This window comes from Rhizobium sp. 05N49 (assembly GCF_056396805.1).
The window spans coordinates 1-25912 of record NZ_JBFTME010000041.1 but is presented as its reverse complement, the minus strand read 5'-3'; the positions used below and the strand labels follow the sequence as shown (position 1 = coordinate 25912).

The following is a 25912-nucleotide window of genomic DNA, read 5'->3' as shown; positions in this document are numbered from 1 at the left end:
GGTTTCCCAGTGGGGACCTTCCGTGCGCTTAAAGCAAAAGAACGCCCGGCATTCGAGCGTTCCGACGCTGCTTCATATAGAAATTTCCGCGAGACGCAAGGCCTCGCGCAAAATTCTTACTTGGCCTGGGCGGCAACGACCGTCCAGCGCTTGTCCTTGGAGATCGGTGCGCACTCCTCGATGGAGACGATATCGCCGATCTTGTACTGATTGTTTTCGTCGTGGGCCTTGTACTTCTTGGAGCGACGAACGGTCTTCTGGAGCAGCGGATGAGCGAAACGACGCTCAACGCGAACTACGACAGTCTTCTCGTTCTTGTCACCAACCACGACGCCCTGCAGAATACGCTTCGGCATGTTCTTTTTTCCTTAAGCCTTTGCTTCTGCCGCCTTCTGGCGGGCAATGGTTTTCACGCGGGCGATGTCCTTGCGGACTTCGTTGATGCGCGAGGTCTTCTCAAGCTGGTTCGTCGCCTTCTGGAAGCGCAGGTTGAACTGCTCCTTCTTCAGGTCGGCGAGCTTGTCCTTGAGCTGGTCGGCCGTGAGGCCGCGTACTTCTTCGGCTTTCATCGTGCCTTCTCCTTACTCTGCGATGCGCTGTACAAAGCGCGTCTTGACCGAGAGCTTGGCCGAGCCGAGGCGAAGCGCTTCACGCGCGATTTCCTCGGAGACACCGTCGATCTCGAACATCATACGACCGGGCTTGACCTTGCATGCCCAGTATTCCACGGAACCCTTACCTTTACCCATGCGGACTTCGGTAGGCTTTGCGGTTACCGGAACGTCCGGGAACACGCGGATCCAAACACGACCGGCGCGCTTCATGTAACGCGTGATCGCGCGGCGAGCCGCTTCGATCTCACGAGCGTTAACGCGGTTCGGCTCCTGAGCCTTCAGGCCGAATTCACCAAAGGCAAGGTCGGAACCGCCCTTGGCAACGCCCTTGATGCGGCCCTTGAACTGCTTGCGGTACTTAGTACGCTTTGGCTGCAACATTTTCTTACTTCTCCGAGCTTATCTTTCGCCAGCGCTAATTACGCGTTGTCGCGTTCGCGGCGACGATCGCCACGGTCGCGTTCGCGGCTTGCCGGGCCCTGTGCGTCGCCTTCCAGCGCGCGGCGTTCGGAAGCCATCGGATCATGCTCAAGGATTTCGCCCTTGAAGATCCAGACCTTGATGCCGCAGATACCGAATGCGGTTTCGGCTTCAGCCGTACCGTAGTCGATGTCAGCGCGCAGGGTGTGCAGCGGAACGCGGCCTTCGCGGTACCATTCCGTACGAGCGATTTCTGCACCGCCGAGACGGCCTGCGCAGGTGATCTTGATGCCTTCGGCGCCAAGACGCATCGCGGACTGAACGGCGCGCTTCATTGCGCGGCGGAAAGCCACGCGGCGCTCGAGCTGCTGGGCGATCGACTGAGCAACGAGCGTTGCGTCGACTTCCGGCTTGCGCACTTCAACGATGTTGAGATGCGTTTCGGAGTTCGTCATGTCCGACAGCTTCTTGCGGAGCTTGTCGATGTCGGCGCCCTTGCGGCCGATGATCAGGCCCGGACGGGCCGAGTGGATCGTGACGCGGCACTTCTTGTGCGGACGCTCGATAACCACCTTGGAGATACCAGCCTGCTTCAGTTCGCTCATCACGAACTTACGCATCTTCAGGTCTTCGTGCAGGAGCTGGCCGTACTCGGCATTGTCCGCAAACCAGCGGCTATCCCAGGTACGGTTGATGCCAAGACGGAAACCAATCGGATTGATTTTCTGACCCATTATGCGGCCTCCTCTTGTGCCTGCACTTCACGAACGACGATCGTCAGGTGAGCGAAAGGACGTTCGATGCGCGACGCGCGGCCGCGGCCGCGGGCGTGGAAGCGCTTCATGACGATCGACTTGCCGACATAAGCCTCGGCGACGACGAGAGCGTCGACGTCGAGGTCATGGTTATTCTCGGCGTTGGCGATCGCAGATTCGAGCGTCTTCTTGACGGCACCTGCGATACGCTTGCGGGAGAATTCCAGCTCAGCGAGTGCACGCTCGACCTTCTTGCCGCGGATGGCCGCAGCAACCAGGTTGAGCTTCTGGGGGCTGACGCGGAGCGTGCGGGCGACTGCCTGCGCTTCGTTGTCCTTGAGCCGGCGTTCTGTTTTTGCCTTGCCCATCGTTACTTCCTCTTTGCCTTCTTGTCCGCGCCGTGACCGTAGTAGGTCCGGGTCGGAGAGAATTCACCGAACTTGTGACCGACCATGTCTTCATTGACGCTGACCGGAACATGCTTGCTGCCGTTGTAGACGCCGAAGGTGAGACCGACGAACTGCGGCAGGATCGTGGAGCGACGGCTCCAGATCTTGATCACTTCTGCACGTCCGCCTTCACGAACCTTCTCAGCCTTCTTGAGAAGATAGCCGTCAACGAACGGACCTTTCCATACTGAACGAGCCATTGGAGACTTCCTCTCTTACTTCTTACGCTGATGACGTGAGCGCATGATCATCTTGTCGGTCGACTTGTTGGACCGAGTGCGCTTGCCCTTGGTCGGCTTGCCCCACGGAGAAACCGGGTGACGACCACCAGAGGTGCGGCCTTCACCACCGCCGTGCGGATGGTCGACCGGGTTCATGACGACACCGCGGTTGTGCGGACGCTTGCCGCGCCAAACGGTACGACCGGCCTTGCCGTCGTTGATGTTGGCGTGGTCCGGGTTGGACACGGCACCAATCGAAGCAAGGCAGACGCCGTGCACGAGGCGCTGTTCGCCAGAGTTCAGGCGAAGGATCGCCATGCCCTGGTCGCGGCCGACGAGCTGCGCGTAGGAACCGGCGGAGCGAGCGATCTGACCGCCCTTGCCCGGCTTCATTTCCACATTGTGGATGATGGAGCCGACCGGGATGTACTGCAGCGGCATCGTGTTGCCGGGCTTGACGTCGACAGTCTTGTCCGAAGCGATGACCTTGTCGCCGGCAGCAAGGCGCTGCGGAGCGATGATGTAGGCCTGTTCGCCGTCGGTGTAGGTGACGAGCGCGATGAACGCCGTACGGTTCGGATCGTATTCGATACGTTCGACGGTGCCTTCAACGTCGAACTTGCGACGCTTGAAGTCCACCAGACGGTAGCTGCGCTTGTGACCACCGCCGATGAAGCGGGCCGTGATGCGGCCGAGGTTGTTACGACCGCCGCTCTTGGTCAGACCTTCCGTCAGCGCCTTGACCGGCTTGCCCTTGTAGAGGCCCGAACGGTCGACGATGACCAGCTGGCGCTGGCTCGGGGTCGTCGGATTGAATGTTTTCAATGCCATTTTATTAATCCTCAGAGACCGGTGGAGACGTCGATCGTCTGGCCTTCAGCCAACGTCACGACAGCCTTCTTCACGTCCTGCTGCTTGCCGACAAAACCGCGGAAACGGCGGGTCTTGCCCTTGCGCAGCAGAGTGTTGACGGCGGTAACCTTGACRCCGAAGAGCGCCTCGACTGCAGCCTTAATTTCCGGCTTCGTCGCCTTCTTGGCGACATTGAAAACAACCTGGTTGTTTTCCGATACCAGCGTGGACTTTTCGGTGATCGCAGGAGAAACGATCACATCGTAGTGGCGGAGATCGGTCACTTGAATCGCTCCTCTAGCGCTTCAACGGCAGCCTTGGAAAGCACGAGCTTGCCGCGGCGGACGATGTCGTAAACGTTGATGCCCTGGATCGGCAGAACATCGATGTTCGGAATGTTCTGTGCAGCGAGCTTGAAGTTACCGTCGAGCTCGGCGCCGCCGATGAAGAGGGCGTTGGTGAGGCCCAGCGTTGCGAATACGCCGGCCAGAGCCTTCGTCTTTGCTTCGTTGGCGACCAGATCATCGATGATGATCAGTTCATCTGCCTTGATCTTGGCGGACAGCGCATGACGCAGGCCGAGCGCACGAACCTTCTTGGGAAGGTCGTGTTCGTGGCTGCGAGCAACCGGGCCATGAGCCTTACCACCGCCTCGGAACTGCGGAGCACGAGCCGAATGGTGACGAGCGCGGCCCGTACCCTTCTGCTTGTACATCTTGGCGCCGGTGCGCCAGACGTCTGCGCGGCCCTTTGCCTGGTGCGTGCCCTGCTGCTTCTTGGCAAGCTGCCAGCGGATAACGCGGGCGAGAATATCTTCGCGGGGCTCAAGGCCGAAAATCGCTTCCGAAAGGGAAACCTTCCCAGCGTCTTTTCCCTCGAGGGTCTTGACGTTCAATTCCATTGGTCTGGCTCCCTTACTTCGCTGCCGACTTGACGGCGTCGCGCACGATAATCCAGGCACCCTTGGAACCGGGTACTGCACCCTTGATCAGGATCAGACCGCGATCTTCGTCGGTCGAAACGACTTCAAGGTTCTGCGTCGTCACGCGCGTCTGGCCCATGTGACCAGCCATCTTCTTGTTCTTGAAAACCTTGCCCGGATCCTGGCGCGAACCCGTCGAGCCGTGCGAACGGTGCGAAACGGACACACCGTGCGTAGCGCGAAGACCGCCGAAGCCGTGGCGCTTCATGGCGCCGGCAAAGCCCTTACCAATCGTCGTGCCGGTGACATCGACGAGCTGACCAGCAGCAAAGTGACCGGCCTTGAGCTCGGTGCCAATGTCGAGCAGGTTGTCTTCCGAAACACGGAATTCCTGCAGCTTGGCCTTGGGCTCGACATTAGCGACGGCGAAGTTGCCGCGCATAGCCTTGGACGTGTTCTTTACCTTGGCCTGGCCAGCACCGAGCTGAAGCGCGGTATAGCCATTCTTTTCTACGGTCCGCTGGGCCACAACCTGGCAGCCATCCATACGCAGTACCGTTACAGGGACATGCTCGCCGGCGTCGTTGTAGACGCGGGTCATTCCCACCTTCTGTGCAATCACACCTGAACGCATCGGTTCAATCCTTCCAACTCAGCTCGAGCAAGCTCAGAGCTTGATCTCAACATCGACACCGGCGGCGAGATCGAGCTTCATCAGCGCGTCTACCGTCTGCGGGGTCGGGTCTACGATGTCGAGCAGGCGCTTATGCGTGCGCATCTCGAACTGTTCGCGGCTCTTCTTGTCGATGTGCGGGGACCGGTTGACCGTAAACTTCTCGATGCGGGTCGGAAGCGGAACGGGGCCCCGGACGCTAGCACCGGTGCGCTTCGCCGTCGACACGATCTCGCGCGTGGAAGCATCGAGAATCCGGTGATCGAACGCCTTCAGGCGAATGCGGATATTTTGGCCGTTCATTCGACGTTATCCTTGTGTTTGTTTTCCGCATGTCTTTGGACAAGACACGGGTTTTTCTTTCTTCCTAAGGCGGACCACCGGTTTCAAAGATCGAGAGAGACGCCTGTTACGGCACCCCTATCCACTCTTCAGGGCCTTTTGACCCACCTTATTGTTTGTTTAGTCGCCGCTATTACTCGATGATGGAAGCAACGATGCCTGCACCGACGGTGCGGCCGCCTTCGCGGATAGCGAAGCGAAGCTTTTCTTCCATCGCGATCGGAACGATCAGCTCGACGTCAACCGTGACGTTGTCGCCAGGCATAACCATTTCCGTGCCTTCCGGAAGCGTCACGATGCCCGTCACGTCCGTCGTGCGGAAGTAGAACTGCGGACGGTAGTTCGTGAAGAACGGCGTATGACGGCCGCCTTCTTCCTTCGTCAGGATGTAGGCTTCTGCCTTGAACTTCTTGTGCGGCTTGACAGAGCCCGGCTTGCACAGGATCTGACCACGCTCGACGCCGTCACGGTTCACACCGCGAACCAGAGCGCCGATGTTGTCGCCAGCCTGGCCCTGGTCGAGCAGCTTGCGGAACATTTCAACGCCGGTAACCGTCGTCTTCGAGGTCGGACGAATGCCGACGATCTCGACTTCTTCACCAACCTTGACGATACCACGCTCGACGCGGCCCGTCACAACCGTACCACGGCCAGAGATCGAGAACACGTCTTCGATCGGCATCAGGAACGGCTGGTCGATCGGACGCTCAGGCGTCGGGATGTAGGCGTCAACCGCAGCCATCAGCTCGCGGATCGCGTCTTCACCGATCTTCTTGTCAGAATCTTCAAGAGCAGCAAGAGCCGAACCCTTGACGACCGGGATGTCGTCGCCCGGGAAGTCGTAGGACGACAGGAGTTCGCGAACTTCAAGCTCGACGAGCTCGAGAAGCTCGGCGTCGTCAACCTGGTCGACCTTGTTCAGGAACACGACGATCGCCGGAACGCCAACCTGGCGGGCGAGCAGGATGTGCTCGCGCGTCTGCGGCATCGGGCCGTCAGCAGCAGAGCAGACCAGGATCGCGCCGTCCATCTGCGCAGCACCCGTGATCATGTTCTTGACATAGTCGGCGTGGCCGGGGCAGTCGACGTGCGCATAGTGACGGTTCGGCGTCTCATACTCGACGTGAGCCGTCGAAATGGTGATGCCGCGTGCCTTTTCTTCCGGSGCAGCGTCGATCTGGTCATACGCCTTGAACTCACCGAAGTACTTCGTGATCGCTGCCGTCAGAGACGTCTTGCCGTGGTCAACGTGGCCGATCGTGCCAATGTTGACGTGCGGCTTGTTGCGCTCAAACTTACTCTTTGCCATTTTCGGCTCTCCATTCTTTGGCCCCGAGGGGCGCTAATTCTTGTTATCGGTCAATTGGTATTCCGGTCACTTCTGACCGGAATACTTTGCCTGGATTTCGGTTGCGACGTTCGACGGGACCGGCGAGTAGTGATCGAAGGTCATCGTGTACTGAGCACGGCCCTGCGACATGGAGCGCAGGTTATCGACGTACTTGAACATGTTGGCCAGCGGGACGTTGGCGTTGATGACAACGGCCACACCGCGGCTTTCCTGACCCTGGATCTGACCACGACGGGAGTTGAGGTCGCCGATAACGTCGCCGACGTAATCTTCCGGGGTAACAACTTCGACCTTCATCATCGGCTCGAGGAGCTGAGCGCCGGCCTTCTTTGCTGCTTCACGGAAGCAAGCGCGGGAAGCGATTTCGAACGCCAGGACCGAGGAGTCAACGTCGTGGAAGGCGCCATCGATGAGGGTCGCCTTGACGCCCAGCATCGGGAAGCCAGCCAGCGGGCCGGAAGACAGAACGCTTTCGATACCCTTCTGAACGCCCGGGATGTATTCCTTCGGAACAGCACCGCCGACGATCTTGGATTCGAATTTGAAGTCTTCGCCGTCCGGGTTCGGTTCGAAGACGATCTTGACGCGCGCGAACTGGCCGGTACCACCGGACTGCTTCTTGTGCGTGTAATCTTCTTCGTGCTGGCGCGTGATGGTTTCGCGGTAAGCAACCTGCGGCGCACCGACGTTTGCTTCGACCTTGAACTCGCGACGCATGCGGTCGACGATGATGTCGAGATGCAGTTCGCCCATGCCGGCAATGATCGTCTGACCGGATTCCTGGTCCGTCTTCACGCGGAACGACGGATCTTCTGCAGCCAGACGGTTGAGCGCGAGGCCCATCTTTTCCTGGTCGCCCTTGGACTTCGGCTCGATAGCGATCTGGATGACCGGCTCCGGGAACTCCATGCGCTCGAGGATAACCGGCTTCAGCGGGTCGCAGAGCGTATCGCCAGTCGTGGTTTCCTTGAGACCTGCGAGAGCAACGATGTCGCCGGCAAAGGCTTCTTCGATGTCTTCACGCGAGTTGGAGTGCATCTGCAGCATGCGGCCGACGCGCTCGCGCTTGTCCTTGACCGTGTTCATGACCGACGAACCCTTTTCGAGCTTGCCGGAATAGATGCGGGCGAAGGTGAGCGAACCGACGAAGGGGTCGTTCATGATCTTGAACGCGAGCATGGAAAGCGGCTCGGCATCGTCTGCATGACGCTCGATTTCGGCTTCCGTCTTGAAGTCAATGCCCTTGATCGCAGGAATGTCGAGCGGCGACGGCAGGTAGTCGACAACGGCGTCGAGCAGCGGCTGAACGCCCTTGTTCTTGAAGGCAGTGCCGCAGAACATCGGGTGGAACTTGACGTCGATCGTGCCGCGACGAACGAGTTCGCGGATCTTGTCGTTGTCGGGCATGTTGCCTTCGAGGTAGGCTTCCATCGCGGCTTCGTCGATCTCGACAACGGTCTCGATCAGCTTTTCGCGATATTCTTCAGCCTTGGCCTTCATGTCTTCCGGGATCTCAACGACGTCCCACTGGGCGCCGAGCGATTCGTCGCGCCAGATGAGAGCGTTCATCTCGACCAGGTCGATAACGCCCTTGAAGTCGCTTTCAGCGCCGATCGGCAGCTGCATGACGACAGCGATCGCACCCAGACGGGTCTTGATCATCTCGACCGAGCGGTAGAAGTCCGCGCCGGTCTTGTCCATCTTGTTGCAGAAGATCATGCGCGGAACGTTGTACTTCTCGGCCTGACGCCAGACGGTTTCCGTCTGCGGTTCAACACCGGCGTTGGCGTCGAGCAGCGCAATGGCGCCGTCGAGAACGCGCAGCGAACGCTCGACTTCGATGGTGAAGTCGACGTGGCCGGGGGTGTCGATGATGTTGAAGCGGCGCATCTTGCCGTCACGACCCTTCCAGAAGGTCGTGGTCGCGGCGGAGGTGATCGTGATGCCGCGTTCCTGCTCCTGCTCCATCCAGTCCATCGTGGCTGCGCCATCGTGGACTTCACCGATCTTGTGCGACTTGCCGGTGTAATAAAGGATACGCTCGGTGGTCGTGGTCTTGCCGGCGTCGATGTGCGCCATGATACCGAAATTGCGGTAGTCTTCGATCTTATATTCGCGAGCCATTATGGACTGCCTTTCGATATCGTTCGGGATTACCAGCGATAATGCGAGAACGCGCGGTTGGCATCAGCCATCTTGTGCGTGTCTTCGCGCTTCTTGACCGCGGAACCGCGGTTGTTGGATGCGTCGAGAAGTTCGCCCGAAAGACGATCGATCATGGTGGTCTCGTTGCGCTTGCGAGCAGCAGCGATCAGCCAGCGGATAGCAAGAGCCTGGCGGCGCTCCGGACGAACATCGACCGGAACCTGGTAGGTCGCACCACCGACGCGGCGCGAACGGACTTCAACGTGCGGAGCAATGTTGTCGAGCGCGGAATGGAAAACCGTCAGCGGCTCCTGCTTCGACTTGCCCTGTACGGAGTCAAACGCGCCATAGACGATGCTTTCGGCGACGGACTTCTTGCCGTCCAGCATGATGGCATTCATGAACTTCGTAACAACGAGGTCACCGAACTTCGGGTCCGGATTGATCTCGCGCTTTTCTGCTTTATGGCGTCTGGACATACTTCTCGTCTCTTTAACTGTTAAGGCGCTCTACCACGCGGAGGACTTCGCGCAGCGCCGGGGATTTCACTTTCAAGCCTTTCCGGGCGGTATCGCCCGGGGCGAAATTACTTCGGACGCTTCGCACCGTACTTGGAACGGCGCTGCTTGCGGTTCTTGACACCCTGGGTATCGAGAACGCCGCGGATGATGTGATAACGGACACCCGGAAGGTCCTTTACGCGGCCGCCACGGATCATGACGACAGAGTGTTCCTGAAGGTTATGACCTTCACCGGGGATGTAACCAATGACTTCGAAGCCGTTGGTGAGGCGGATCTTTGCAACCTTACGCAGAGCCGAGTTCGGCTTCTTCGGCGTCGTGGTGTAGACGCGGGTGCAAACGCCGCGCTTCTGCGGGTTCTCCTGAAGAGCGGGAACCTTGTTACGCTTTACGTTCGCCTGGCGAGGCTTGCGGATCAGCTGGTTTACGGTAGGCATTCAACCATCCCTTACGTTTGTCTCAGTACCCTTGCGGGCTCGAACTTCGCCGTTTCCGGCATTGCCACACATATTTCCCTCAATGCGCAAAATATGGCCCGATCCGCTTCCGCAGATGGACCACATAGAGCAGAGGACGCAATAAAGGTGCGTCATGCGTGCAGCATCATGACTTCAACGTGCGTTTAGAACCTTGTTTGAGGCGATCTTCAGAGCGCGTCGCCCCGAACAGCCAAACCTCACATTGGATCTGATGGCGGGCGTACTACTGGTTTCCACCCAGTTCGTCAAGGCCGGTTAAGAAATAATCTCCGGCTCAATGGCTTGAAAAGCCCGGTAAACGCCCTGTTTCGAGGGTCTTCAGGTCGATTAAGGATGTCACCCAAGATAAACTTGGGCATTGCCGCAAAAACAGATAGGAATCAATATTTGCAGACATCAAGCCCTTATATGGGACCTGCATATTGCGATTCTTAGAGAGCCGAAGGACAAAAGATGATCGGTACACCGGACAACGACAACAATTTCGACGGACCGATGATCTTCATCATCATCGGCAAGGGCTACGAATCCGACACGAGCGAGGGCGTAGACCTGCATGTCATGCTGAAGGCCGCCGATGACGATAGCGCCGTGCGCGAGGCTCTGAACGCGCTCGCCGAGGAGGGCTTTATCGAGGCCGATCTCGACCAGATCGGCATGTTGACCGAAGTCCCCTCCGAAGAGCCGCATGCTTCTGCCTATCAGGGTGCCCTGGACGGCGAAGTTTCGATCATCCGCTTCAGCTAAGCCTATATATAAAGAATAGAGCCTGCGCGCCGGCGCGGGCCTAATCCTCCCGCCCTCGCCTTTCCGCTGGCCGATATCAATGAGCGCGGCGGGCTCCCGCGATACCCTCGCCACCGGCCCAACAAGTTCAACATCCATCCTTCTGCGCACCTCAAAATGTACACCGCCGCAGCGCTCTGTCCACGTTCGGGCATCTTCCGGCAACCGTAGATATCGACTTCCATTTGAGGTGGTCGCTGACAATCCATCTCTCGACCAACCGACGGCGCAGAGGCCATGCGAAGTGTCACGCGAACAAAACAATCATTGGCTAGAGCCTGATTGTAATCATTGCCCCAAAGGAGCTACCATGCGGAATATCTCGAAATTCGTCGCGCTCGGCCTTGCGTTTGCTGTCACGATCGCATCGCCGGTTTTTGCCGAAGACAAGGCAAAGCCTTTCACCGATGCCAAGGAAGTCAATCTCCTCGACCTGCTGCCGCCGCCGCCGGCCAATGACTCGGCCAAGACCAAGGCCGAGATCGGTGAGGTCCTGACCATCCAGGTCACCCGCACGCCCGAAATGGTCGATCGCGCCGTTGCCGACGCCGAAGAAAATGTCTGGCGCTATTCCGACGTGATCAACAATCCGAAGTTCACCAAGGAAAACCTGCCGAAGTTCTCCGCTTTCTTCGACCGTGTCGTCGAAACTGAAGCCGCTGTCGTCGATCCGGCCAAGGATGTGTGGAAGCGCACGCGTCCGCACCTGCTCTATCCTGAACTCGTCAAGCCGGTCGTTCCGCTTTCTAAGTCCGGCTCCTATCCGTCCGGCCACACCACAGTCGGCACGCTGATGGGTGTCGTGCTCTCCGACATGGTTCCGGAAAAGAAGGATGCGATCATGGCCCGTGCCTGGGAGTATGGCTGGAACCGCGTCGTCGGCGGCATCCATTACCCGACCGATATCGAAGCCGGCCGGATTTCCGGCATCGTGATCGCCCAGGCGATCATGCAGCACGACGACTACAAGGCCGAATATGAAGCGGCAAAGACCGAGCTGCGCAGCGCGCTCGGCCTCTAAGCTTTAGCGATAATTTCGGAGAAGCCGCCGGGTCGTTTCCGGCGTCTTTGTCATTTGCTGCCGTGAACCTCCCGGCGTGGAACCGTTCCCAATAGCTCATCGACCGAACTCCCGACAAAAAAAGCCGCCCGGATTTCTCCGGGCGGCTTTTATTCTGGATGTCTCGAACTGACGATTACTCGGCAGCAGGAGCGCTTTCGTTCGCGAGGTCCTGCAGCATCGGCGTTGCCACCCCTGCCCCGGTACCCTTGCGGCGCTCTTCCAGGATCAGGTCGTCGCGAGCCGTCGCGATGCGGCGGATCTGGGTCATGGTGCCACCGGTACCGGCCGGGATCAGGCGGCCGACGATGACGTTTTCCTTCAGACCCTGGAGGCCGTCGGTCTTGCCGGCGATCGCAGCTTCCGTCAGCACCTTGGTCGTTTCCTGGAAGGACGCGGCCGAGATGAAGGACGGGGTCTGCAGCGATGCCTTGGTGATGCCGAGCAGAACCGGATCGCCGCTGGCAGGCTTCTTGCCTTCCTCGATGAGCTGGTCGTTGACGTCCTCGAGCTCGATACGGTCGACGTTGTCGCCGACGATATAGGTCGAGTCGCCTGCATCGGTGATTTCCACCTTCTGCAGCATCTGACGGACAATCACTTCGATATGCTTGTCGTTGATGACAACGCCCTGCAGGCGATAGACTTCCTGGATCTCGTTGACGAGGTAGGAAGCCAAGGCTTCCACGCCCTTGATCGCCAGGATGTCGTGCGGAGCCGGGTTACCGTCGAGGATGTAGTCACCCTTTTCGATATAGTCGCCTTCCTGAAGGTGGAAGGGCTTGCCCTTCGGGATCAGGTACTCGACAGGCTCGACACCGTCTTCTGCCGGCTCGATGATGACGCGACGCTTGTTCTTGTAGTCGCGGCCGAGGCGGATCGTACCATCGATCTCAGCGATGATGGCGTGATCCTTCGGACGACGGGCTTCGAACAGTTCTGCGACACGCGGCAGACCACCGGTGATGTCCTTGGTCTTGGCGCTTTCCAGCGGCGAACGAGCAAGAACGTCACCCTGGGAGACCTTCGTGCCCGGCTCGACCGACAGGATCGCGTCGACCGAAAGCAGGAAGCGGGCTTCGCCACCACGGGAGAGCTTTGCGACATTGCCGCTGGCATCCTTGATGACAATGGCCGGCTTCAGGTCCGAACCACGCGGGGTCGAACGCCAGTCGATAACCTGACGCTTGGTGATACCGGTGGATTCGTCGGTCGCTTCGAGAACAGAGAGACCATCGACGACGTCTTCGAACTGAACGGTACCGGCCACTTCCGTCATCATCGGACGGGTGTAGGGGTCCCACTCTGCCAGACGCTGACCGCGCTTGACCTTGTCGCCTTCGTCGACATGCAGCTTCGAACCGTAGGCAACACGCTGCGAGGAGCGTTCCACGCCACGCTCGTCCAGGATCTGAACGGTCATGTTGCGGCCCATGGCAACCAGATTGCCATCGGAGTTGCGCAGGATGTTGCGGTTCTTGATCTGCACCGTACCTTCGTACGAAGCTTCCAGGAACGACTGGTCGACCACGGTTGCCGTGCCACCAAGGTGGAACGTACGCATGGTGAGCTGCGTGCCCGGTTCACCGATCGACTGAGCGGCGATGACGCCGACGGCTTCGCCCATGTTAACAGGCGTACCGCGAGCAAGGTCGCGGCCGTAGCAAACAGAGCAGACGCCCGTCTGGATTTCGCAGGTCAGGGCCGAACGGATGCGGATCGACTGGATACCAGCCTTCTCGATCTCGACGACATCTGGCTCGAGGATCATCTTGCCGGCATCGACGATGCGCTCGCCGGTGATCGGATGGTCGATGTGATCGAGAGCCGTACGGCCGAGGATGCGGGCGCCGAGCGAAGCAACGACCTGGCCGGCATCGACGATGGCGGTCATGGTGAGGCCAGTTTCGGTACCGCAATCGACGTGCGTGACGATGCAATCCTGCGCGACGTCGACGAGACGGCGGGTCAGATAACCGGAGTTTGCGGTCTTCAAGGCGGTGTCTGCCAGACCCTTACGGGCACCGTGCGTCGAGTTGAAGTACTCGTTGACGGTCAGGCCTTCCTTGAAGTTCGAGATGATCGGCGTCTCGATGATTTCACCCGACGGCTTGGCCATGAGGCCGCGCATGCCGCCCAGCTGACGCATCTGGTTCGGAGAACCGCGGGCGCCCGAGTGTGACATCATGTAGATCGAGTTCATCGGCTTCTGACGACCGGTCGCCGGATCGAACTCAACAGCCTTAATGCGGGCCATCATCTCTTCGGCGACCTTTTCGGTGGCCTTACCCCAGGCGTCGACAACCTTGTTGTACTTTTCGCCCTGGGTAATGAGACCGTCGTTGTACTGTTGCTCGTATTCCTTCACCAGGTTTTCGGTGTCGTTAACAATCTTGGCCTTGGTGTCCGGGATGACCATGTCGTCCTTGCCGAACGAAATGCCGGCGCGGCAGGCGTGGCTGAAGCCGAGCTGCATGATGCGGTCGCAGAAGATGACCGTGTCCTTCTGGCCGCAATGACGGTAGACCGCGTCGATCATCCTGGAGATGTTCTTCTTGGTCATTTCCTGGTTGCAGATATCAAAGGTCACCTTGCCGTTCTTCGGCAGGAGTTCACCGATGAGCAGGCGGCCCGGCGTCGTTTCATAGATCTTCGAGTAGGGCTTGCCGTCCTCGCCGATCGACTTGAAGCGGCCGCGGATCTTGGTGTGCAGCGTCACGACCTTGGTTTCGAGGGCGTGGTGCAGCTCGCCGAGATCGGAGAAGGCCATGCCTTCGCCCGGCTCGTTCTGGTTCATGATCGACAGGTAGTAAAGGCCGAGAACCATGTCCTGCGACGGAACGATGATCGGTGCACCGTTTGCCGGATGCAGGATGTTGTTCGTCGACATCATCAGAACGCGGGCTTCGAGCTGGGCTTCGAGCGACAGCGGCACGTGAACAGCCATCTGGTCACCGTCGAAGTCGGCGTTGAAGGCCGTGCAGACGAGCGGGTGCAGCTGGATGGCCTTGCCTTCGACCAGGGTAGGTTCGAAGGCCTGGATACCCAGGCGGTGCAGCGTCGGTGCGCGATTCAGCAGAACCGGATGCTCGCGGATGACCTCGTCGAGGATATCCCAGACTTCCGGCTTTTCCTTTTCGACCAGCTTCTTGGCCTGCTTGACGGTCGAGGAATAACCCTTGGCGTCGAGGCGGGCGTAGATGAACGGCTTGAAGAGCTCGAGCGCCATCTTCTTCGGAAGACCGCACTGGTGCAGCTTCAGTTCCGGACCGGTCACGATGACCGAACGGCCGGAATAGTCGACGCGCTTGCCGAGCAGGTTCTGACGGAAGCGGCCCTGCTTGCCCTTGAGCATGTCGGACAGCGACTTCAGCGGACGCTTGTTGGCGCCGGTGATGACGCGGCCGCGGCGGCCGTTATCGAAGAGCGCATCGACAGATTCCTGCAGCATGCGCTTTTCGTTGCGGATGATGATGCCCGGAGCACGCAGTTCGATCAGGCGCTTCAGACGGTTATTACGGTTGATGACGCGGCGGTACAGATCGTTCAGATCCGACGTCGCGAAACGGCCGCCATCGAGCGGAACCAGCGGGCGCAGATCCGGCGGGATGACCGGGACGACCTTCATGATCATCCATTCCGGACGGTTGCCGGATTCCATGAAGTTCTCGACGATCTTCAGGCGCTTCATCAGCTTCTTCTGCTTGAGATCCGACGTGGTGTCGGCAAGCTCGGAGCGCAGATCGCCAGCGATCTTTTCGAGGTTCATCGATGCCAGCATCTCATAGATAGCTTCAGCACCGATCATGGCCGTGAACTGGTCTTCACCGTATTCGTCGACGGCGAGCATGTATTCTTCTTCCGAAAGAAGCTGATGCTCCTTCAGGGCAGTAAGACCCGGCTCGGTGACGATGTAGTTTTCGAAGTAGAGAACGCGCTCGACATCCTTCAGCGTCATGTCGAGCAGCGTGGAAATGCGGCTCGGCAGCGACTTCAGAAACCAGATATGGGCAACGGGAGCGGCGAGCTCGATATGGCCCATGCGCTCACGGCGAACGCGCGACAGCGTGACTTCGACGCCGCACTTTTCGCAGATGATGCCCTTGTACTTCATGCGCTTGTACTTACCGCACAGGCATTCGTAGTCCTTGATCGGCCCGAAGATGCGCGCGCAGAAGAGCCCGTCGCGTTCCGGCTTGAACGTGCGGTAGTTGATGGTTTCCGGCTTCTTGATCTCACCGTAGGACCAGGAAAGAATCTTCTCCGGAGAGGCGATCGAAATCCGGATGGAATCGAAATTCTGTGCAGGCACCTGCGGATTGAAAAGATTCATGACCTCTTGGTTCATGCCTGTCTCCTTCATGGGCGAAAGCGCCCTTAGCTTGCGAGGTTGGCGGCAAATTCCCGGGAGCCGCGCCATCGCTTAAACGACAATAACCGCAAAATGCGGCGAAAGCGTCCCTGCCCGGCCAACACGTTACGGGGCCACGGCGGGAACAGTGTGCGCCCTATTAAGGCGCACACCCTATCAAGTGGTTACTCGGCAGCATCCGGCAGCTGGCTTGCGCCCTGCAGGTCCTCGACCTTGGAATTTTCGAGCTCGACCGAGAGACCCAGCGAACGCATTTCCTTGACGAGAACGTTGAAGCTTTCCGGAATGCCGGCCTCGAAGGTGTCGTCGCCACGGACGATCGCTTCGTAGACCTTGGTGCGGCCGGCAACGTCGTCCGACTTCACGGTCAGCATTTCCTGCAGCGTATAGGCTGCGCCGTAAGCTTCGAGCGCCCAGACTTCCATTTCGCCGAAGCGCTGRCCACCGAACTGCGCCTTACCGCCCAGCGGCTGCTGGGTGACGAGCGAGTACGGACCAATCGAACGAGCATGGATCTTGTCGTCGACCAGGTGGTTGAGCTTCAGCATGTAGATGTAGCCAACCGTAACCTGGCGGTCGAACTGCTCGCCGGTACGACCGTCGTACAGCGTCGACTGACCAGTATCCTTGAGACCTGCCAGACGCAGCATCTCATTGACGTTCTCTTCGTTCGCACCGTCGAAGACCGGGGTCGCGATGGACACGCCACGCTTCCACTGGTCGGCCAGACGCAGGACCGATTCATCGTCGAAATCCTTGACCTGTTCGGCCTTCGGACCGTCACCGACAACGTCGCCGATCGTCTTGCGAAGCGGCTCGATGTTACCGCCGGCCTTGTAGGCCTCCAGCATCTCGCCAATCTGACGACCCATGCCGGCGCAAGCCCAGCCAAGGTGCGTCTCGAGAATCTGGCCGACGTTCATGCGCGAGGGCACGCCGAGCGGATTCAGAACGACGTCGACATGCGTGCCGTCTTCGAGGAACGGCATGTCTTCGACAGGCACGATGCGCGAAACGACACCCTTGTTGCCGTGACGGCCGGCCATCTTGTCGCCCGGCTGGATCTTGCGCTTCACAGCGACGAAGACCTTGACCATCTTCATGACACCCGGAGGCATTTCGTCGCCGCGCTGGACCTTTTCGACCTTGTCCATGAAGCGCTGTTCAAGGCGCGACTTGGATTCGTCGTACTGGCCACGGAGTGCTTCGAGTTCGCTCTGGACCTTTTCGTCCTCGACGGCGAACATCCACCACTGCGAGCGGGGATACTCGGAGACGACGGCGTTTGACAGCTCGGTGCCCTTCTTGAAGCCCTTCGGGCCTGCAATGGAGGACTGACCGCGCAGCATGTCGATCAGACGGCCGTAGACGTTACGGTCGAGGATCGCCTGCTCGTCGTCGCGGTCCTTTGCCAGACGCTCGATCTCTTCGCGCTCGATTGCCATCGCGCGCTCGTCCTTCTCAACGCCGTGGCGATTGAAGACGCGCACTTCGACGATCGTGCCGTAGGTGCCGGGCGGCATGCGCATGGACGTGTCGCGCACGTCGGATGCCTTTTCACCGAAGATGGCGCGCAGGAGCTTTTCTTCCGGCGTCATCGGGCTTTCGCCCTTCGGCGTGATCTTGCCGACGAGGATATCGCCCGGCTGAACTTCGGCACCGATGTAGACGATACCGGCTTCGTCGAGGTTCTTCAGCGCTTCTTCCGAAACGTTCGGGATATCGCGCGTGATTTCTTCCGGACCAAGCTTGGTGTCGCGCGCCATCACTTCGAATTCTTCGATGTGGATGGAGGTGAACACGTCGTCGGCAACGATACGCTCGGAGAGCAGGATCGAGTCTTCGTAGTTGTAGCCATTCCAGGGCATGAACGCGACGAGCGCGTTGCGGCCGAGAGCCAGATCGCCCAGATCCGTCGACGGACCGTCGGCGAGAATGTCGCCGCGGTTGACCTCGTCACCGACGGTAACCAGCGGACGCTGGTTGACGCAGGTGTTCTGGTTCGAACGCTGGAACTTCTGCAAGCGGTAGATATCGACGCCGGACTTGCCGGCCTCGAGGTCTTCCGTGGCGCGGATAACGATACGCGTCGCGTCGACCTGGTCGACCACACCGCCGCGGCGTGCGCCGATGGCAGCACCGGAGTCGCGGGCGACGACCGGTTCCATGCCGGTACCGACGAACGGCGCTTCAGCGCGCAGAAGCGGAACGGCCTGACGCTGCATGTTCGAGCCCATGAGAGCGCGGTTGGCGTCGTCGTTTTCCAGGAACGGAATGAGAGCGGCTGCGACCGAAACGACCTGCTTCGGCGAAACGTCCATCAGGTTCATGCTGTCGCGCGGGGCAAGCATAACTTCGCCAGCGTGACGGCAGACGACGAATTCGTCGACGAATGAGCCGTCCGACGTCAGTTCGGCGTTGGCCTGGGCGACGTAGTACTTCGCCTCTTCCATGGCGGAGAGGTAAAGCACGTCGGTCGTGACCTTGCCATCGACGATACGACGGTACGGGCTTTCGATGAAACCGTACTTGTTGACGCGCGCAAAGGTCGCCAGCGAGTTGATGAGACCGATGTTCGGGCCTTCCGGCGTTTCGATCGGGCAAATGCGGCCGTAGTGCGTCGGATGAACGTCGCGGACTTCGAAGCCGGCGCGCTCGCGGGTCAGACCGCCCGGGCCAAGAGCCGAGAGACGGCGCTTGTGGGTGATTTCCGACAGCGGGTTGACCTGGTCCATGAACTGCGACAGCTGCGAGGAACCGAAGAATTCGCGGACGGCTGCAGCAGCCGGCTTGGCGTTGATCAGATCCTGCGGCATGACCGTGTCGATTTCGATCGAGGACATGCGTTCCTTGATCGCGCGCTCCATGCGAAGCAGGCCGAGACGGTACTGGTTCTCCATCAGCTCGCCGACCGAGCGGACGCGGCGGTTGCCGAGGTTGTCGATGTCGTCGATCTCGCCCTTGCCGTCGCGCAGTTCGACAAGCATCTTGACCACGGCCAGGATGTCGTCCTTGCGCAGGATGCGAACGGTGTCTTCGACGCTAAGGTCAAGACGCATGTTCATCTTCACGCGGCCGACGGCGGAGAGATCATAACGCTCCGCATCGAAGAACAGCGAGTTGAACATGGCTTCGGCCGAATCCATGGTCGGCGGTTCACCCGGACGCATGACGCGGTAGATGTCGAACAGAGCGTCCTGACGGTTCTCGTTCTTGTCTGCGGTCAGCGTGTTGCGGATGTAGGCGCCGACATTGATGTGGTCGATGCCGAGAACCGGGATCTCGTCGAAGTGGTTGGCGAGGATGATGCCAAGCGTCTTCTCGTCGATTTCGTCGCCGGCTTCGAGATAGATCTCGCCCGTCGAGTAGTTGACGATGTCTTCGGCAAGGTAGTTGCCATAGAGGTCGTCGTCAGTCGCCTTGAGAGCCTTGAGGCCCTTGTCGGAGAGCTGGCGGAGCAAACGCGGGGTCAGCTTCTTGCCGGCTTCGACCACGACTTCGCCGGTATCGGCGTCGACCATCTCGGTGATCGCCTTTGCACCCTTCAGCGTTTCCGGCTTGAAGGGAATGCGCCAGCCTTCGCCGTCACGCTTGTAGAGCGACTTCGTGTAGAAGGTGTCGAGGATTTCCTCGCCGTCCATGCCGAGGGCCATCAGCAGCGACGTCACCGGAATCTTGCGGCGGCGGTCGATACGGGCATAGACGATGTCCTTGGCGTCGAATTCGATATCGAGCCAGGAACCGCGATACGGAATGACGCGGGCAGCAAAGAGCAGCTTGCCGGAAGAATGGCTCTTGCCCTTGTCGTGGTCGAAGAAGACGCCCGGCGAGCGGTGCATCTGGGACACGATCACGCGTTCGGTGCCGTTCACGATGAACGTACCGTTGTTCGTCATGAGCGGCATATCGCCCATGTATACGGACTGTTCCTTGATGTCCTTGATCGACTTCGCGCCCGTATCCTCGTCGATATCGAACACGATGAGACGGAGAGTAACCTTCAGCGGCGCAGCATAGGTCAGGTCGCGCTGGCGGCATTCGTCGACGTCGAACTTCGGCGGCTCGAATTCATAGGACACGAACTCCAGCATGGAAGCGCCGGAGAAATCGGTGATAGGGAAAACAGACTTGAAGACAGCCTGGAGGCCTTCGTCGGGACGACCGCCCTTGGGCTCTTCAACCATCAGAAACTGGTCGTAGGACGCCTTCTGAACCTCGATGAGGTTCGGCATTTCTGCGACTTCGGGGATTTTACCAAAAAACTTGCGTACGCGCCTGCGACCATTGAACGAAAGGGTCTGAGCCATCGTCGCTCCTTCAAAAATTGCATCCGGGCCTGCAACGGACGGGAACCGATGGCCAGTCGATCCCGTCAACCAATGAGTAGTTCAACCTCGTCCCACCTCCCGAAACAGCCAGGCCGGATTGCCTTGGTGCCTCGGTTCGAGACCATGCTCTTGAAGAACCCATTACCCAAAAGCCGTTTTCACGCGGCTTTTGGGTAATTCGTTCAAAAAAACGGCAAATGGGAGACGGCAAACACCGCCTCCCAAAAGCAGTTCAAGATTACTTGACGTCAGCCTTTGCGCCAGCGTCTTCAAGCTTCTTCTTGATGTCAGCAGCTTCAGCCTTGGAAACGCCTTCCTTGACAGCCTTCGGAGCGCCTTCGACGAGGTCCTTGGCTTCCTTGAGGCCGAGACCGGTGATGGCGCGGACTTCCTTGATGACGTTGATCTTGTTGGCGCCGGCATCCGTGAGGATGACGTCGAACTCGGTCTTTTCTTCTTCGACCGGAGCAGCAGCACCTGCACCACCAGCAGCGGCAGCAACAGCTACCGGAGCAGCGGCGGAAACGCCCCACTTTTCTTCGAGCAGCTTGGAAAGCTCAGCGGCTTCCAGGACGGTCAGCGAGGAGAGGTCATCAACGATCTTTGCGAGATCAGCCATTTTTCTAGTTCCTTTTGTTCGGTTCGAACTGTTGAGTTTGTACAGCGAAAAACCGCCTTAAGCGGCTTCGTCCTTCTTGGCGTAGGCCGCGAACACGCGGGCAAGCTGGCTTGCCGGTGCTGCAACAACCCCAGCGATGCGGGTAGCCGGTGTCTGGATCATGCCCAGCAGCTTCGCACGCAGCTCATCGAGCGAAGGCAGGGTCGCAAGCGACTTGACAGCTTCAGCATTGAGCGTGGTTGTTCCCATGGCGCCACCGAGAACAACGATCTTGTCGTTGGTCTTGGCGAAATCCATGACGACCTTCGGAGCGGTGATCGGATCATTGCTGTAAGCAATGAGGGTCTGACCTTTGAAGAGATCGGAGATCCCTTCCGCTTCCGTACCCTGAAGGGCAATTTTGGCCAGGCGGTTCTTCGCGACTTTGACGGTGCCGCCAGCAGCGCGCATCTTCGAACGAAAATCGTTCATCTGTGCGACTGTAGCACCAGCATAGTGGGCCACGACAACCGAGCCCGATGCCTTGAAGACATCGTTCAGTTCCGTGACGAATTCGCGCTTTTCCGCTCTTTCCACTGCCTATCTCCAGTTGGCGGGACCGTTGAACGGACCCACCGGGTTGCCTTTGCCTCCTGGGATCAGAATAGATCCCAAGCGGCGCTTGAGGATCCTGTCCCCTCGCGCTCCGCGCCAGTAAAGGCAAAAGAGGCACAAGGCATCCAAGGCTCGAACCGATTTCCTAGAAGCAGAACTTCATGCAATTCGGGTCTTACCCGTCTCATGCAGGCAACAGTGATTAAGGGAAAACCACCTGCAATCTCGGACAGGATTCCGGATTTCTCCGGAATATTCCGGCCCCTTTACGAGGCCGGAATTCTTGTTATCAGGCCGAAGCCCGATGAAACTTAAGCAGCGGTAACCGCTGCGGTGACCGAGCCAACTTCGATCTTGACGCCCGGACCCATGGTCGAGGAGAGCGCTACGCGCTTGACGTAGTTGCCCTTGGCGCCAGCCGGCTTTGCCTTGATGACGGCGTCAGCGAAGGCACGGATGTTTTCTTCCAGAGCCTTGGCATCGAAAGATGCCTTGCCGATGCCGGCGTGAACGATACCAGCCTTCTCGACGCGGAACTCGACAGCGCCGCCCTTGGAAGCCTTGACGGCACCAGCGACATCCATCGTAACCGTGCCAACCTTCGGGTTCGGCATCATGCCACGCGGGCCGAGAACCTTACCGAGGCGGCCGACGAGCGGCATCATGTCCGGGGTTGCGATGCAACGATCGAAATCGATCTTGCCGCCCTGGACGATTTCAACGAGCTCTTCTGCGCCAACGACGTCTGCGCCGGCAGCCTTGGCTTCATCAGCCTTGACGCCACGAGCAAAAACAGCAACGCGAACCGTACGGCCGGTGCCGTTCGGCAGGTTGACGACGCCGCGGACCATCTGGTCTGCGTGACGCGGGTCAACGCCGAGGTTCATCGAAACTTCGATGGTTTCATCGAACTTTGCGACAGCACGTTCCTTGACCATGCCGATGGCGGTCGTCAGAGCGTAGAGCTTGGTGGGATCAACACCTTCGTTGATCTTCTGAGTGCGCTTGCCTGCCATGGTCTTAACCCACCACTTCCAGGCCCATGGCGCGGGCAGAGCCCTCGATCATCGCCATTGCACCTTCGATATCTGCTGCGTTCAGGTCCTTCATCTTGGCTTCGGCGATCGTCTTGATCTGAGCCTTGGTGAGGGTACCAGCCTTTGCGCCCTTGCCCGGGGTCTTGGAACCGGACTGGATCTTGGCTTCCTTCTTCAGCCAGTAGCTGACCGGCGGCTGCTTCATGACGAAGGTGAAGGACTTGTCCTGGTAATAGGTGATGACGACCGGGATCGGCATACCCTTTTCCATTTCCTGCGTAGCCGCGTTGAACGACTTGCAGAATTCCATGATGTTAATGCCACGCTGACCAAGTGCCGGGCCGATTGGCGGGGACGGGTTTGCCGATCCTGCCTTGACCTGCAGCTTGAGCTGGCCTGCAACTTTCTTAGCCATATCTCTCTGCCTTTCACTGATGGCCGGTCACCCGGCCCTGATGCCGGATCGCTCCGGCGGCTGCGGTTGCGTGGTTCGGATCCTTGAGGCCCGGCTAAGACCCCTCACCTTCCACGCGATGCGGCATTTGCCGCACGAGGATCAGCCACAAGCGACTGAGCCTCGATCTCAAAAAATCAGACCTTCTCGACCTGAGCGTATTCCAGCTCGACCGGGGTCGCGCGACCGAAGATCGACACTTCCACCTTCAGGCGCGAACGCTCTTCGTCCACATCCTGAACCGTCCCGTTGAACGAGGCGAACGGACCGTCAGATACACGAACCTGCTCGCCGATCTCGAAGGTAACGGAAGCCTTCGGCCGTTCGACACCTTCCTGAACCTGACCGAGGATGCGATCGGCCTCAGAATCCGGAATCGGAACCGGCTTGTTGTCAGAGCCAAGGAAGCCCGTGACCTTCGGCGTATTCTTGATCAGGTGATAGGCCTCATCCGTCAGGTTGGCGCGAACCATGACATAGCCCGGGAAGAACTTGCGCTCGGAATCGACCTTGCGGCCGCGACGCACTTCCACCACCTTTTCGGTCGGCACGAGAATCTTCTCGAACAGGTGCTCAAGCCCCTTCTGGCGAGCCTTGTTCTCGATGTCCTCAGCCACCTTCTTTTCAAAATTGGAATATGCGTGGACGATGTACCAACGTGCCGCCATTTTCATCTCCACCCGTATCAGTTGCCGGTATTGAGCACGAAGCTCAGCGCCCAGCCAATCAGCTGGTCCGCGGCAAAGAAAAACAGCGCAGCAAAAACAACCATAAACAGCACCATAACCGTCGAGATCATCGTCTCGCGGCGCGACGGCCATGTAACTTTAGACGTCTCCGTGCGAACCTGCTGCAGAAACGCGAATGGATTGGATTTGGATGCCATCGACTGCCCACGCAATTACGGCGCGTAAAGCTGAAACTATCAGCCCCACGCACCGCGTGTCTGTTGAACCCTAAATAAACATCGATTTCCCGATACACAAGAGGGAAACTGATGTTTAACGAAATTTGTCGCCATATGCTCAATCCTCGCCGGAACGCTGCGAGACGTCCGCGCTGTCCGTTCAAGGAAAATGGCAGGGGCAGAGGGGCTCGAACCCCCGACCTGCGGTTTTGGAGACCGCCGCTCTACCAACTGAGCTATACCCCTTTACGCTTTGCATTCAGCCTGTTGACCTTGCGATCATGAGCCGGTGAAAAGCATGGCGCTCCCTTTAAGGCGGCGGCTCGGGATATGCAAGAGCGATTTTCGATTTTCGGGATCATTCTCCGCAGGCAATCGAAAGAAGTCCCCTGCAGCAGCACATTTGACGACCGGACGCGAAATCGAACGCGTCCGACCGCGGGACTTTCTGCAGTGAAACTCACACTTTCACGTATTTCCGCCAGTCGTGCTCTTCCTTGAAGCCGAGCACTTCGCGAATCTTCCGGTTGGAAAGCAGGCCCTCATATTCGCCGATCTCACGGGTGAACGGCACATTCGGGTAGAATCGCTTGGCGAGCTCTCGAGATGGCGTATTGGCCGAGACCGTGTCGTTGGCGGCATTGAAGACCTGGAAGCCCAATCCGTCCTTCTCAATGCAGCGGTGGACGATCTGTCCGAGGTCGCGCGCATCGATATAGCTCCAGGCGATGCGCTTGCGCATTTCCGGATTGGCGAAATAGGTCGGAAACCTCTCGTATTCATGCGGCTCGATGACGTTGCCGATGCGCAACGCGTAAATATCGAAGCCGGACCGCTCAGCAAAAGCACGCGCGGTCTTCTCATTCAGGACCTTGGAAAGGCCGTAGGAATCCATCGGATTGACATCATAGTCCTCATCCAACGGGAACTGGTGGAAATCGCGATGACCTTCGGCGAAACAGACGCCGTAGGTCGTCTCACTCGATGCGACGATGATCTTCCGGATACCGAGCTTCACGGCCGCCTCGATGACATTATAAGTGCCCATCGTGTTAATGCGGAAGGTCTCGTTATCAGGCTTGATAAGGATGCGCGGCACTGCCGCGAAATGCACAACGGCGTCGAAAGGCTGAACACCCTTGCCCGCGTCCAGATCCGGAAAATCCCGGTGCATGGAAAGCACGTTGAACATCTGGCCACTGTCGGTGATGTCGGCAGTGAGATTGGTGACACCAGGGCTTTCGAGCGGCACGAGATCGACGTTATGAACCTCATATCCGGCATTGACGAGCCACGGCACGGCATGACGTCCCGCCTTGCCCGAACCGCCGGTGAAGAGAATGCGCTTTTTCATGGAATATCCTCCGCGTCATGAAATCGGAGGCATAGATAAACTCTTCCGCGCGAAGAGCAAGCGAGCGTCTCGTCAGCAGGTTCAAACCTACCCTGGCCAGGGGCTTCCAACTGGAAGCGCCTGCCCTGCCATTTCAATCACCGCCGGACGCTCCGGCGGCTCGCTACGCAACTATTTAACGACGCTTATTTCGTCTATCTGCACGCCAGCTGCCTGAACAACTTCCTGCGGAATTGCAGCGATGAAAAACATCGTGAAAACATACATCGCGAAAATCGTCGCAACGAATGTAGCCTTGTGAATCATCCTACTCTCCTCTCTACAATGAGGAGTCTGGACTAAAAATGCCGGAACGCAAAACGCTTTCTGAACGCTAGATGAACAAAATACTGTTATGGGACATCTTAACGATATTTTTACAACATCTCATGAGCGTTTCCGCATGCCGGAAAACGAAAAAACCCCGCCGTTTCCAGCGGGGTTTTTCCTAAAATCGGGGATAATTCCGATTACTCGATGATGGAAGCAACGATGCCTGCACCGACGGTGCGGCCGCCTTCGCGGATAGCGAAGCGAAGCTTTTCTTCCATCGCGATCGGAACGATCAGCTCGACGTCAACCGTGACGTTGTCGCCAGGCATAACCATTTCCGTGCCT

28 protein-coding genes and 1 tRNA gene are annotated in these 25912 nt (G+C 58.7%); 2 read left to right on the top strand and 27 right to left on the bottom strand.

Annotated features, from left to right (window positions below; all coding sequences use genetic code 11):
- Positions 1-116: 116 nt before the first annotated feature.
- The 15 genes from rpsQ to rpsL all read right to left on the bottom strand — a co-directional run bounded on the left by rpsQ (position 117) and on the right by rpsL (position 9702).
- Positions 117-356 (bottom strand): 30S ribosomal protein S17, encoded by a 240-nt coding sequence (gene rpsQ, locus AC1DF8_RS35555; RefSeq protein ID WP_018115517.1) that lies wholly within the window; start codon positions 354-356, stop codon positions 117-119.
- A 12-nt stretch (positions 357-368) separates the two neighbouring features.
- The gene (gene rpmC, locus AC1DF8_RS35550; protein WP_018115518.1) at positions 369-569 is read right to left on the bottom strand and encodes a 50S ribosomal protein L29; all 201 of its coding nucleotides are present in this window, start codon (positions 567-569) and stop codon (positions 369-371) included.
- 12 nt (positions 570-581) lie between these two features.
- Positions 582-995 (bottom strand): 50S ribosomal protein L16, encoded by a 414-nt coding sequence (gene rplP / locus AC1DF8_RS35545; protein ID WP_003573792.1) that lies wholly within the window; start codon positions 993-995, stop codon positions 582-584.
- 38 nt (positions 996-1033) lie between these two features.
- A complete protein-coding gene (gene rpsC, locus AC1DF8_RS35540; protein ID WP_003573793.1) occupies positions 1034-1768 on the bottom strand; it encodes a 30S ribosomal protein S3 in 735 nt (244 codons plus the stop codon).
- The gene (gene rplV, locus AC1DF8_RS35535; RefSeq protein ID WP_018115519.1) at positions 1768-2157 is read right to left on the bottom strand and encodes a 50S ribosomal protein L22; all 390 of its coding nucleotides are present in this window, start codon (positions 2155-2157) and stop codon (positions 1768-1770) included. The genes rpsC and rplV overlap by 1 nt, the downstream gene beginning before the upstream one ends.
- Positions 2158-2159: 2 nt before the next feature.
- Entirely contained in the window at positions 2160-2438 is a 279-nt protein-coding gene (gene rpsS, locus AC1DF8_RS35530; protein WP_007531666.1) for a 30S ribosomal protein S19, read from the bottom strand.
- A gap of 15 nt (positions 2439-2453) precedes the next feature.
- The gene (gene rplB / locus AC1DF8_RS35525) at positions 2454-3290 is read right to left on the bottom strand and encodes a 50S ribosomal protein L2 (protein WP_478157445.1); all 837 of its coding nucleotides are present in this window, start codon (positions 3288-3290) and stop codon (positions 2454-2456) included.
- 11 nt (positions 3291-3301) lie between these two features.
- Positions 3302-3595 (bottom strand): 50S ribosomal protein L23, encoded by a 294-nt coding sequence (locus tag AC1DF8_RS35520; protein ID WP_007812862.1) that lies wholly within the window; start codon positions 3593-3595, stop codon positions 3302-3304.
- Positions 3592-4212 (bottom strand): 50S ribosomal protein L4, encoded by a 621-nt coding sequence (rplD, locus tag AC1DF8_RS35515; RefSeq protein WP_007812861.1) that lies wholly within the window; start codon positions 4210-4212, stop codon positions 3592-3594. Before rplD ends, AC1DF8_RS35520 begins: the two co-directional genes overlap by 4 nt.
- 13 nt (positions 4213-4225) lie before the next feature.
- Positions 4226-4867, bottom strand: coding sequence for a 50S ribosomal protein L3 (gene rplC / locus AC1DF8_RS35510; protein ID WP_018115521.1), 642 nt, complete (start codon positions 4865-4867; stop codon positions 4226-4228).
- Between the two features lie 33 nt (positions 4868-4900).
- Positions 4901-5209 carry a 30S ribosomal protein S10 gene (gene rpsJ / locus AC1DF8_RS35505; protein WP_003547547.1) on the bottom strand — a complete coding sequence of 103 codons (309 nt, stop codon included), beginning with the start codon at positions 5207-5209 and terminating at the stop codon, positions 4901-4903.
- A gap of 172 nt (positions 5210-5381) precedes the next feature.
- Entirely contained in the window at positions 5382-6557 is a 1176-nt protein-coding gene (gene tuf / locus AC1DF8_RS35500) for an elongation factor Tu (protein ID WP_112547971.1), read from the bottom strand.
- Between the two features lie 66 nt (positions 6558-6623).
- A complete protein-coding gene (fusA, locus tag AC1DF8_RS35495; RefSeq protein ID WP_112547858.1) occupies positions 6624-8723 on the bottom strand; it encodes an elongation factor G in 2100 nt (699 codons plus the stop codon).
- A gap of 29 nt (positions 8724-8752) precedes the next feature.
- On the bottom strand, positions 8753-9223 hold the full coding sequence (gene rpsG, locus AC1DF8_RS35490; protein ID WP_007817128.1) for a 30S ribosomal protein S7: 471 nt from the start codon (positions 9221-9223) through the stop codon (positions 8753-8755).
- A gap of 107 nt (positions 9224-9330) precedes the next feature.
- Positions 9331-9702 (bottom strand): 30S ribosomal protein S12, encoded by a 372-nt coding sequence (gene rpsL, locus AC1DF8_RS35485; protein ID WP_003547537.1) that lies wholly within the window; start codon positions 9700-9702, stop codon positions 9331-9333.
- Positions 9703-10197: 495 nt separating this feature from the next.
- Here rpsL and AC1DF8_RS35480 point away from each other — a divergent pair, with 495 nt between their 5' ends.
- Together AC1DF8_RS35480 and AC1DF8_RS35475 are read left to right on the top strand one after the other, a co-directional pair.
- Positions 10198-10491: a transcriptional regulator gene (locus AC1DF8_RS35480; protein ID WP_112547859.1), complete on the top strand. Its 294-nt coding sequence runs from the start codon at positions 10198-10200 to the stop codon at positions 10489-10491.
- A gap of 349 nt (positions 10492-10840) precedes the next feature.
- Positions 10841-11551, top strand: coding sequence for an acid phosphatase (locus tag AC1DF8_RS35475; RefSeq protein ID WP_183887945.1), 711 nt, complete (start codon positions 10841-10843; stop codon positions 11549-11551).
- Positions 11552-11726: 175 nt separating this feature from the next.
- Here AC1DF8_RS35475 and rpoC read toward each other — a convergent pair whose 3' ends face one another.
- The 12 genes from rpoC to AC1DF8_RS35415 all read right to left on the bottom strand — a co-directional run.
- Complete coding sequence (gene rpoC / locus AC1DF8_RS35470) at positions 11727-15938, bottom strand: DNA-directed RNA polymerase subunit beta' (protein WP_112547861.1); 4212 nt, start codon at positions 15936-15938, stop codon at positions 11727-11729.
- Positions 15939-16126: 188 nt separating this feature from the next.
- Positions 16127-20269 carry a DNA-directed RNA polymerase subunit beta gene (rpoB, locus tag AC1DF8_RS35465; RefSeq protein ID WP_112547862.1) on the bottom strand — a complete coding sequence of 1381 codons (4143 nt, stop codon included), beginning with the start codon at positions 20267-20269 and terminating at the stop codon, positions 16127-16129.
- A gap of 259 nt (positions 20270-20528) precedes the next feature.
- On the bottom strand, positions 20529-20909 hold the full coding sequence (rplL, locus tag AC1DF8_RS35460; RefSeq protein WP_009994538.1) for a 50S ribosomal protein L7/L12: 381 nt from the start codon (positions 20907-20909) through the stop codon (positions 20529-20531).
- 57 nt (positions 20910-20966) lie between these two features.
- The gene (gene rplJ, locus AC1DF8_RS35455) at positions 20967-21485 is read right to left on the bottom strand and encodes a 50S ribosomal protein L10 (RefSeq protein ID WP_112547863.1); all 519 of its coding nucleotides are present in this window, start codon (positions 21483-21485) and stop codon (positions 20967-20969) included.
- Positions 21486-21814: 329 nt separating this feature from the next.
- Positions 21815-22519 (bottom strand): 50S ribosomal protein L1, encoded by a 705-nt coding sequence (gene rplA, locus AC1DF8_RS35450; RefSeq protein ID WP_112547864.1) that lies wholly within the window; start codon positions 22517-22519, stop codon positions 21815-21817.
- A gap of 4 nt (positions 22520-22523) precedes the next feature.
- Positions 22524-22955, bottom strand: a complete 432-nt coding sequence (rplK, locus tag AC1DF8_RS35445; RefSeq protein WP_112547865.1) for a 50S ribosomal protein L11 — start codon at positions 22953-22955, stop codon at positions 22524-22526.
- 176 nt (positions 22956-23131) lie between these two features.
- Entirely contained in the window at positions 23132-23662 is a 531-nt protein-coding gene (nusG, locus tag AC1DF8_RS35440; RefSeq protein WP_112547866.1) for a transcription termination/antitermination protein NusG, read from the bottom strand.
- Between the two features lie 17 nt (positions 23663-23679).
- Entirely contained in the window at positions 23680-23880 is a 201-nt protein-coding gene (gene secE, locus AC1DF8_RS35435) for a preprotein translocase subunit SecE (protein WP_007817110.1), read from the bottom strand.
- Between the two features lie 191 nt (positions 23881-24071).
- Positions 24072-24147, bottom strand: a tRNA-Trp gene (locus AC1DF8_RS35430).
- A gap of 214 nt (positions 24148-24361) precedes the next feature.
- On the bottom strand, positions 24362-25255 hold the full coding sequence (locus AC1DF8_RS35425; RefSeq protein ID WP_112547867.1) for an NAD-dependent epimerase/dehydratase family protein: 894 nt from the start codon (positions 25253-25255) through the stop codon (positions 24362-24364).
- Between the two features lie 171 nt (positions 25256-25426).
- Positions 25427-25561: a hypothetical protein gene (locus AC1DF8_RS35420; RefSeq protein ID WP_281413488.1), complete on the bottom strand. Its 135-nt coding sequence runs from the start codon at positions 25559-25561 to the stop codon at positions 25427-25429.
- 203 nt (positions 25562-25764) lie between these two features.
- Positions 25765-25912 (bottom strand): EF-Tu C-terminal domain-related protein (locus tag AC1DF8_RS35415; RefSeq protein ID WP_477822931.1); only part of this gene is annotated, 148 nt, incomplete at its 5' end.

Excerpts from the sequence above, each read along its gene's own strand:
- rpsQ (WP_018115517.1), bottom strand. The coding sequence starts at position 356 with ATGCCGAAGCGTATTCTGCAGGGCGTCGTGGTTGGTGACAAGAACGAG.
- rpmC (WP_018115518.1), bottom strand. The coding sequence starts at position 569 with ATGAAAGCCGAAGAAGTACGCGGCCTCACGGCCGACCAGCTCAAGGAC.
- rplP (WP_003573792.1), bottom strand. The coding sequence starts at position 995 with ATGTTGCAGCCAAAGCGTACTAAGTACCGCAAGCAGTTCAAGGGCCGC.
- rpsC (WP_003573793.1), bottom strand. The coding sequence starts at position 1,768 with ATGGGTCAGAAAATCAATCCGATTGGTTTCCGTCTTGGCATCAACCGT.
- rplV (WP_018115519.1), bottom strand. The coding sequence starts at position 2,157 with ATGGGCAAGGCAAAAACAGAACGCCGGCTCAAGGACAACGAAGCGCAG.
- rpsS (WP_007531666.1), bottom strand. The coding sequence starts at position 2,438 with ATGGCTCGTTCAGTATGGAAAGGTCCGTTCGTTGACGGCTATCTTCTC.
- rplB (WP_478157445.1), bottom strand. The coding sequence starts at position 3,290 with ATGGCATTGAAAACATTCAATCCGACGACCCCGAGCCAGCGCCAGCTG.
- rplD (WP_007812861.1), bottom strand. The coding sequence starts at position 4,212 with ATGGAATTGAACGTCAAGACCCTCGAGGGAAAAGACGCTGGGAAGGTT.
- rplC (WP_018115521.1), bottom strand. The coding sequence starts at position 4,867 with ATGCGTTCAGGTGTGATTGCACAGAAGGTGGGAATGACCCGCGTCTAC.
- rpsJ (WP_003547547.1), bottom strand. The coding sequence starts at position 5,209 with ATGAACGGCCAAAATATCCGCATTCGCCTGAAGGCGTTCGATCACCGG.
- fusA (WP_112547858.1), bottom strand. The coding sequence starts at position 8,723 with ATGGCTCGCGAATATAAGATCGAAGACTACCGCAATTTCGGTATCATG.
- rpsG (WP_007817128.1), bottom strand. The coding sequence starts at position 9,223 with ATGTCCAGACGCCATAAAGCAGAAAAGCGCGAGATCAATCCGGACCCG.
- rpsL (WP_003547537.1), bottom strand. The coding sequence starts at position 9,702 with ATGCCTACCGTAAACCAGCTGATCCGCAAGCCTCGCCAGGCGAACGTA.
- AC1DF8_RS35480 (WP_112547859.1), top strand. The coding sequence starts at position 10,198 with ATGATCGGTACACCGGACAACGACAACAATTTCGACGGACCGATGATC.
- AC1DF8_RS35475 (WP_183887945.1), top strand. The coding sequence starts at position 10,841 with ATGCGGAATATCTCGAAATTCGTCGCGCTCGGCCTTGCGTTTGCTGTC.
- rpoC (WP_112547861.1), bottom strand. The coding sequence starts at position 15,938 with ATGAACCAAGAGGTCATGAATCTTTTCAATCCGCAGGTGCCTGCACAG.
- rplL (WP_009994538.1), bottom strand. The coding sequence starts at position 20,909 with ATGGCTGATCTCGCAAAGATCGTTGATGACCTCTCCTCGCTGACCGTC.
- rplA (WP_112547864.1), bottom strand. The coding sequence starts at position 22,519 with ATGGCAGGCAAGCGCACTCAGAAGATCAACGAAGGTGTTGATCCCACC.
- rplK (WP_112547865.1), bottom strand. The coding sequence starts at position 22,955 with ATGGCTAAGAAAGTTGCAGGCCAGCTCAAGCTGCAGGTCAAGGCAGGA.
- nusG (WP_112547866.1), bottom strand. The coding sequence starts at position 23,662 with ATGGCGGCACGTTGGTACATCGTCCACGCATATTCCAATTTTGAAAAG.
- secE (WP_007817110.1), bottom strand. The coding sequence starts at position 23,880 with ATGGCATCCAAATCCAATCCATTCGCGTTTCTGCAGCAGGTTCGCACG.
- AC1DF8_RS35425 (WP_112547867.1), bottom strand. The coding sequence starts at position 25,255 with ATGAAAAAGCGCATTCTCTTCACCGGCGGTTCGGGCAAGGCGGGACGT.
- AC1DF8_RS35420 (WP_281413488.1), bottom strand. The coding sequence starts at position 25,561 with ATGATTCACAAGGCTACATTCGTTGCGACGATTTTCGCGATGTATGTT.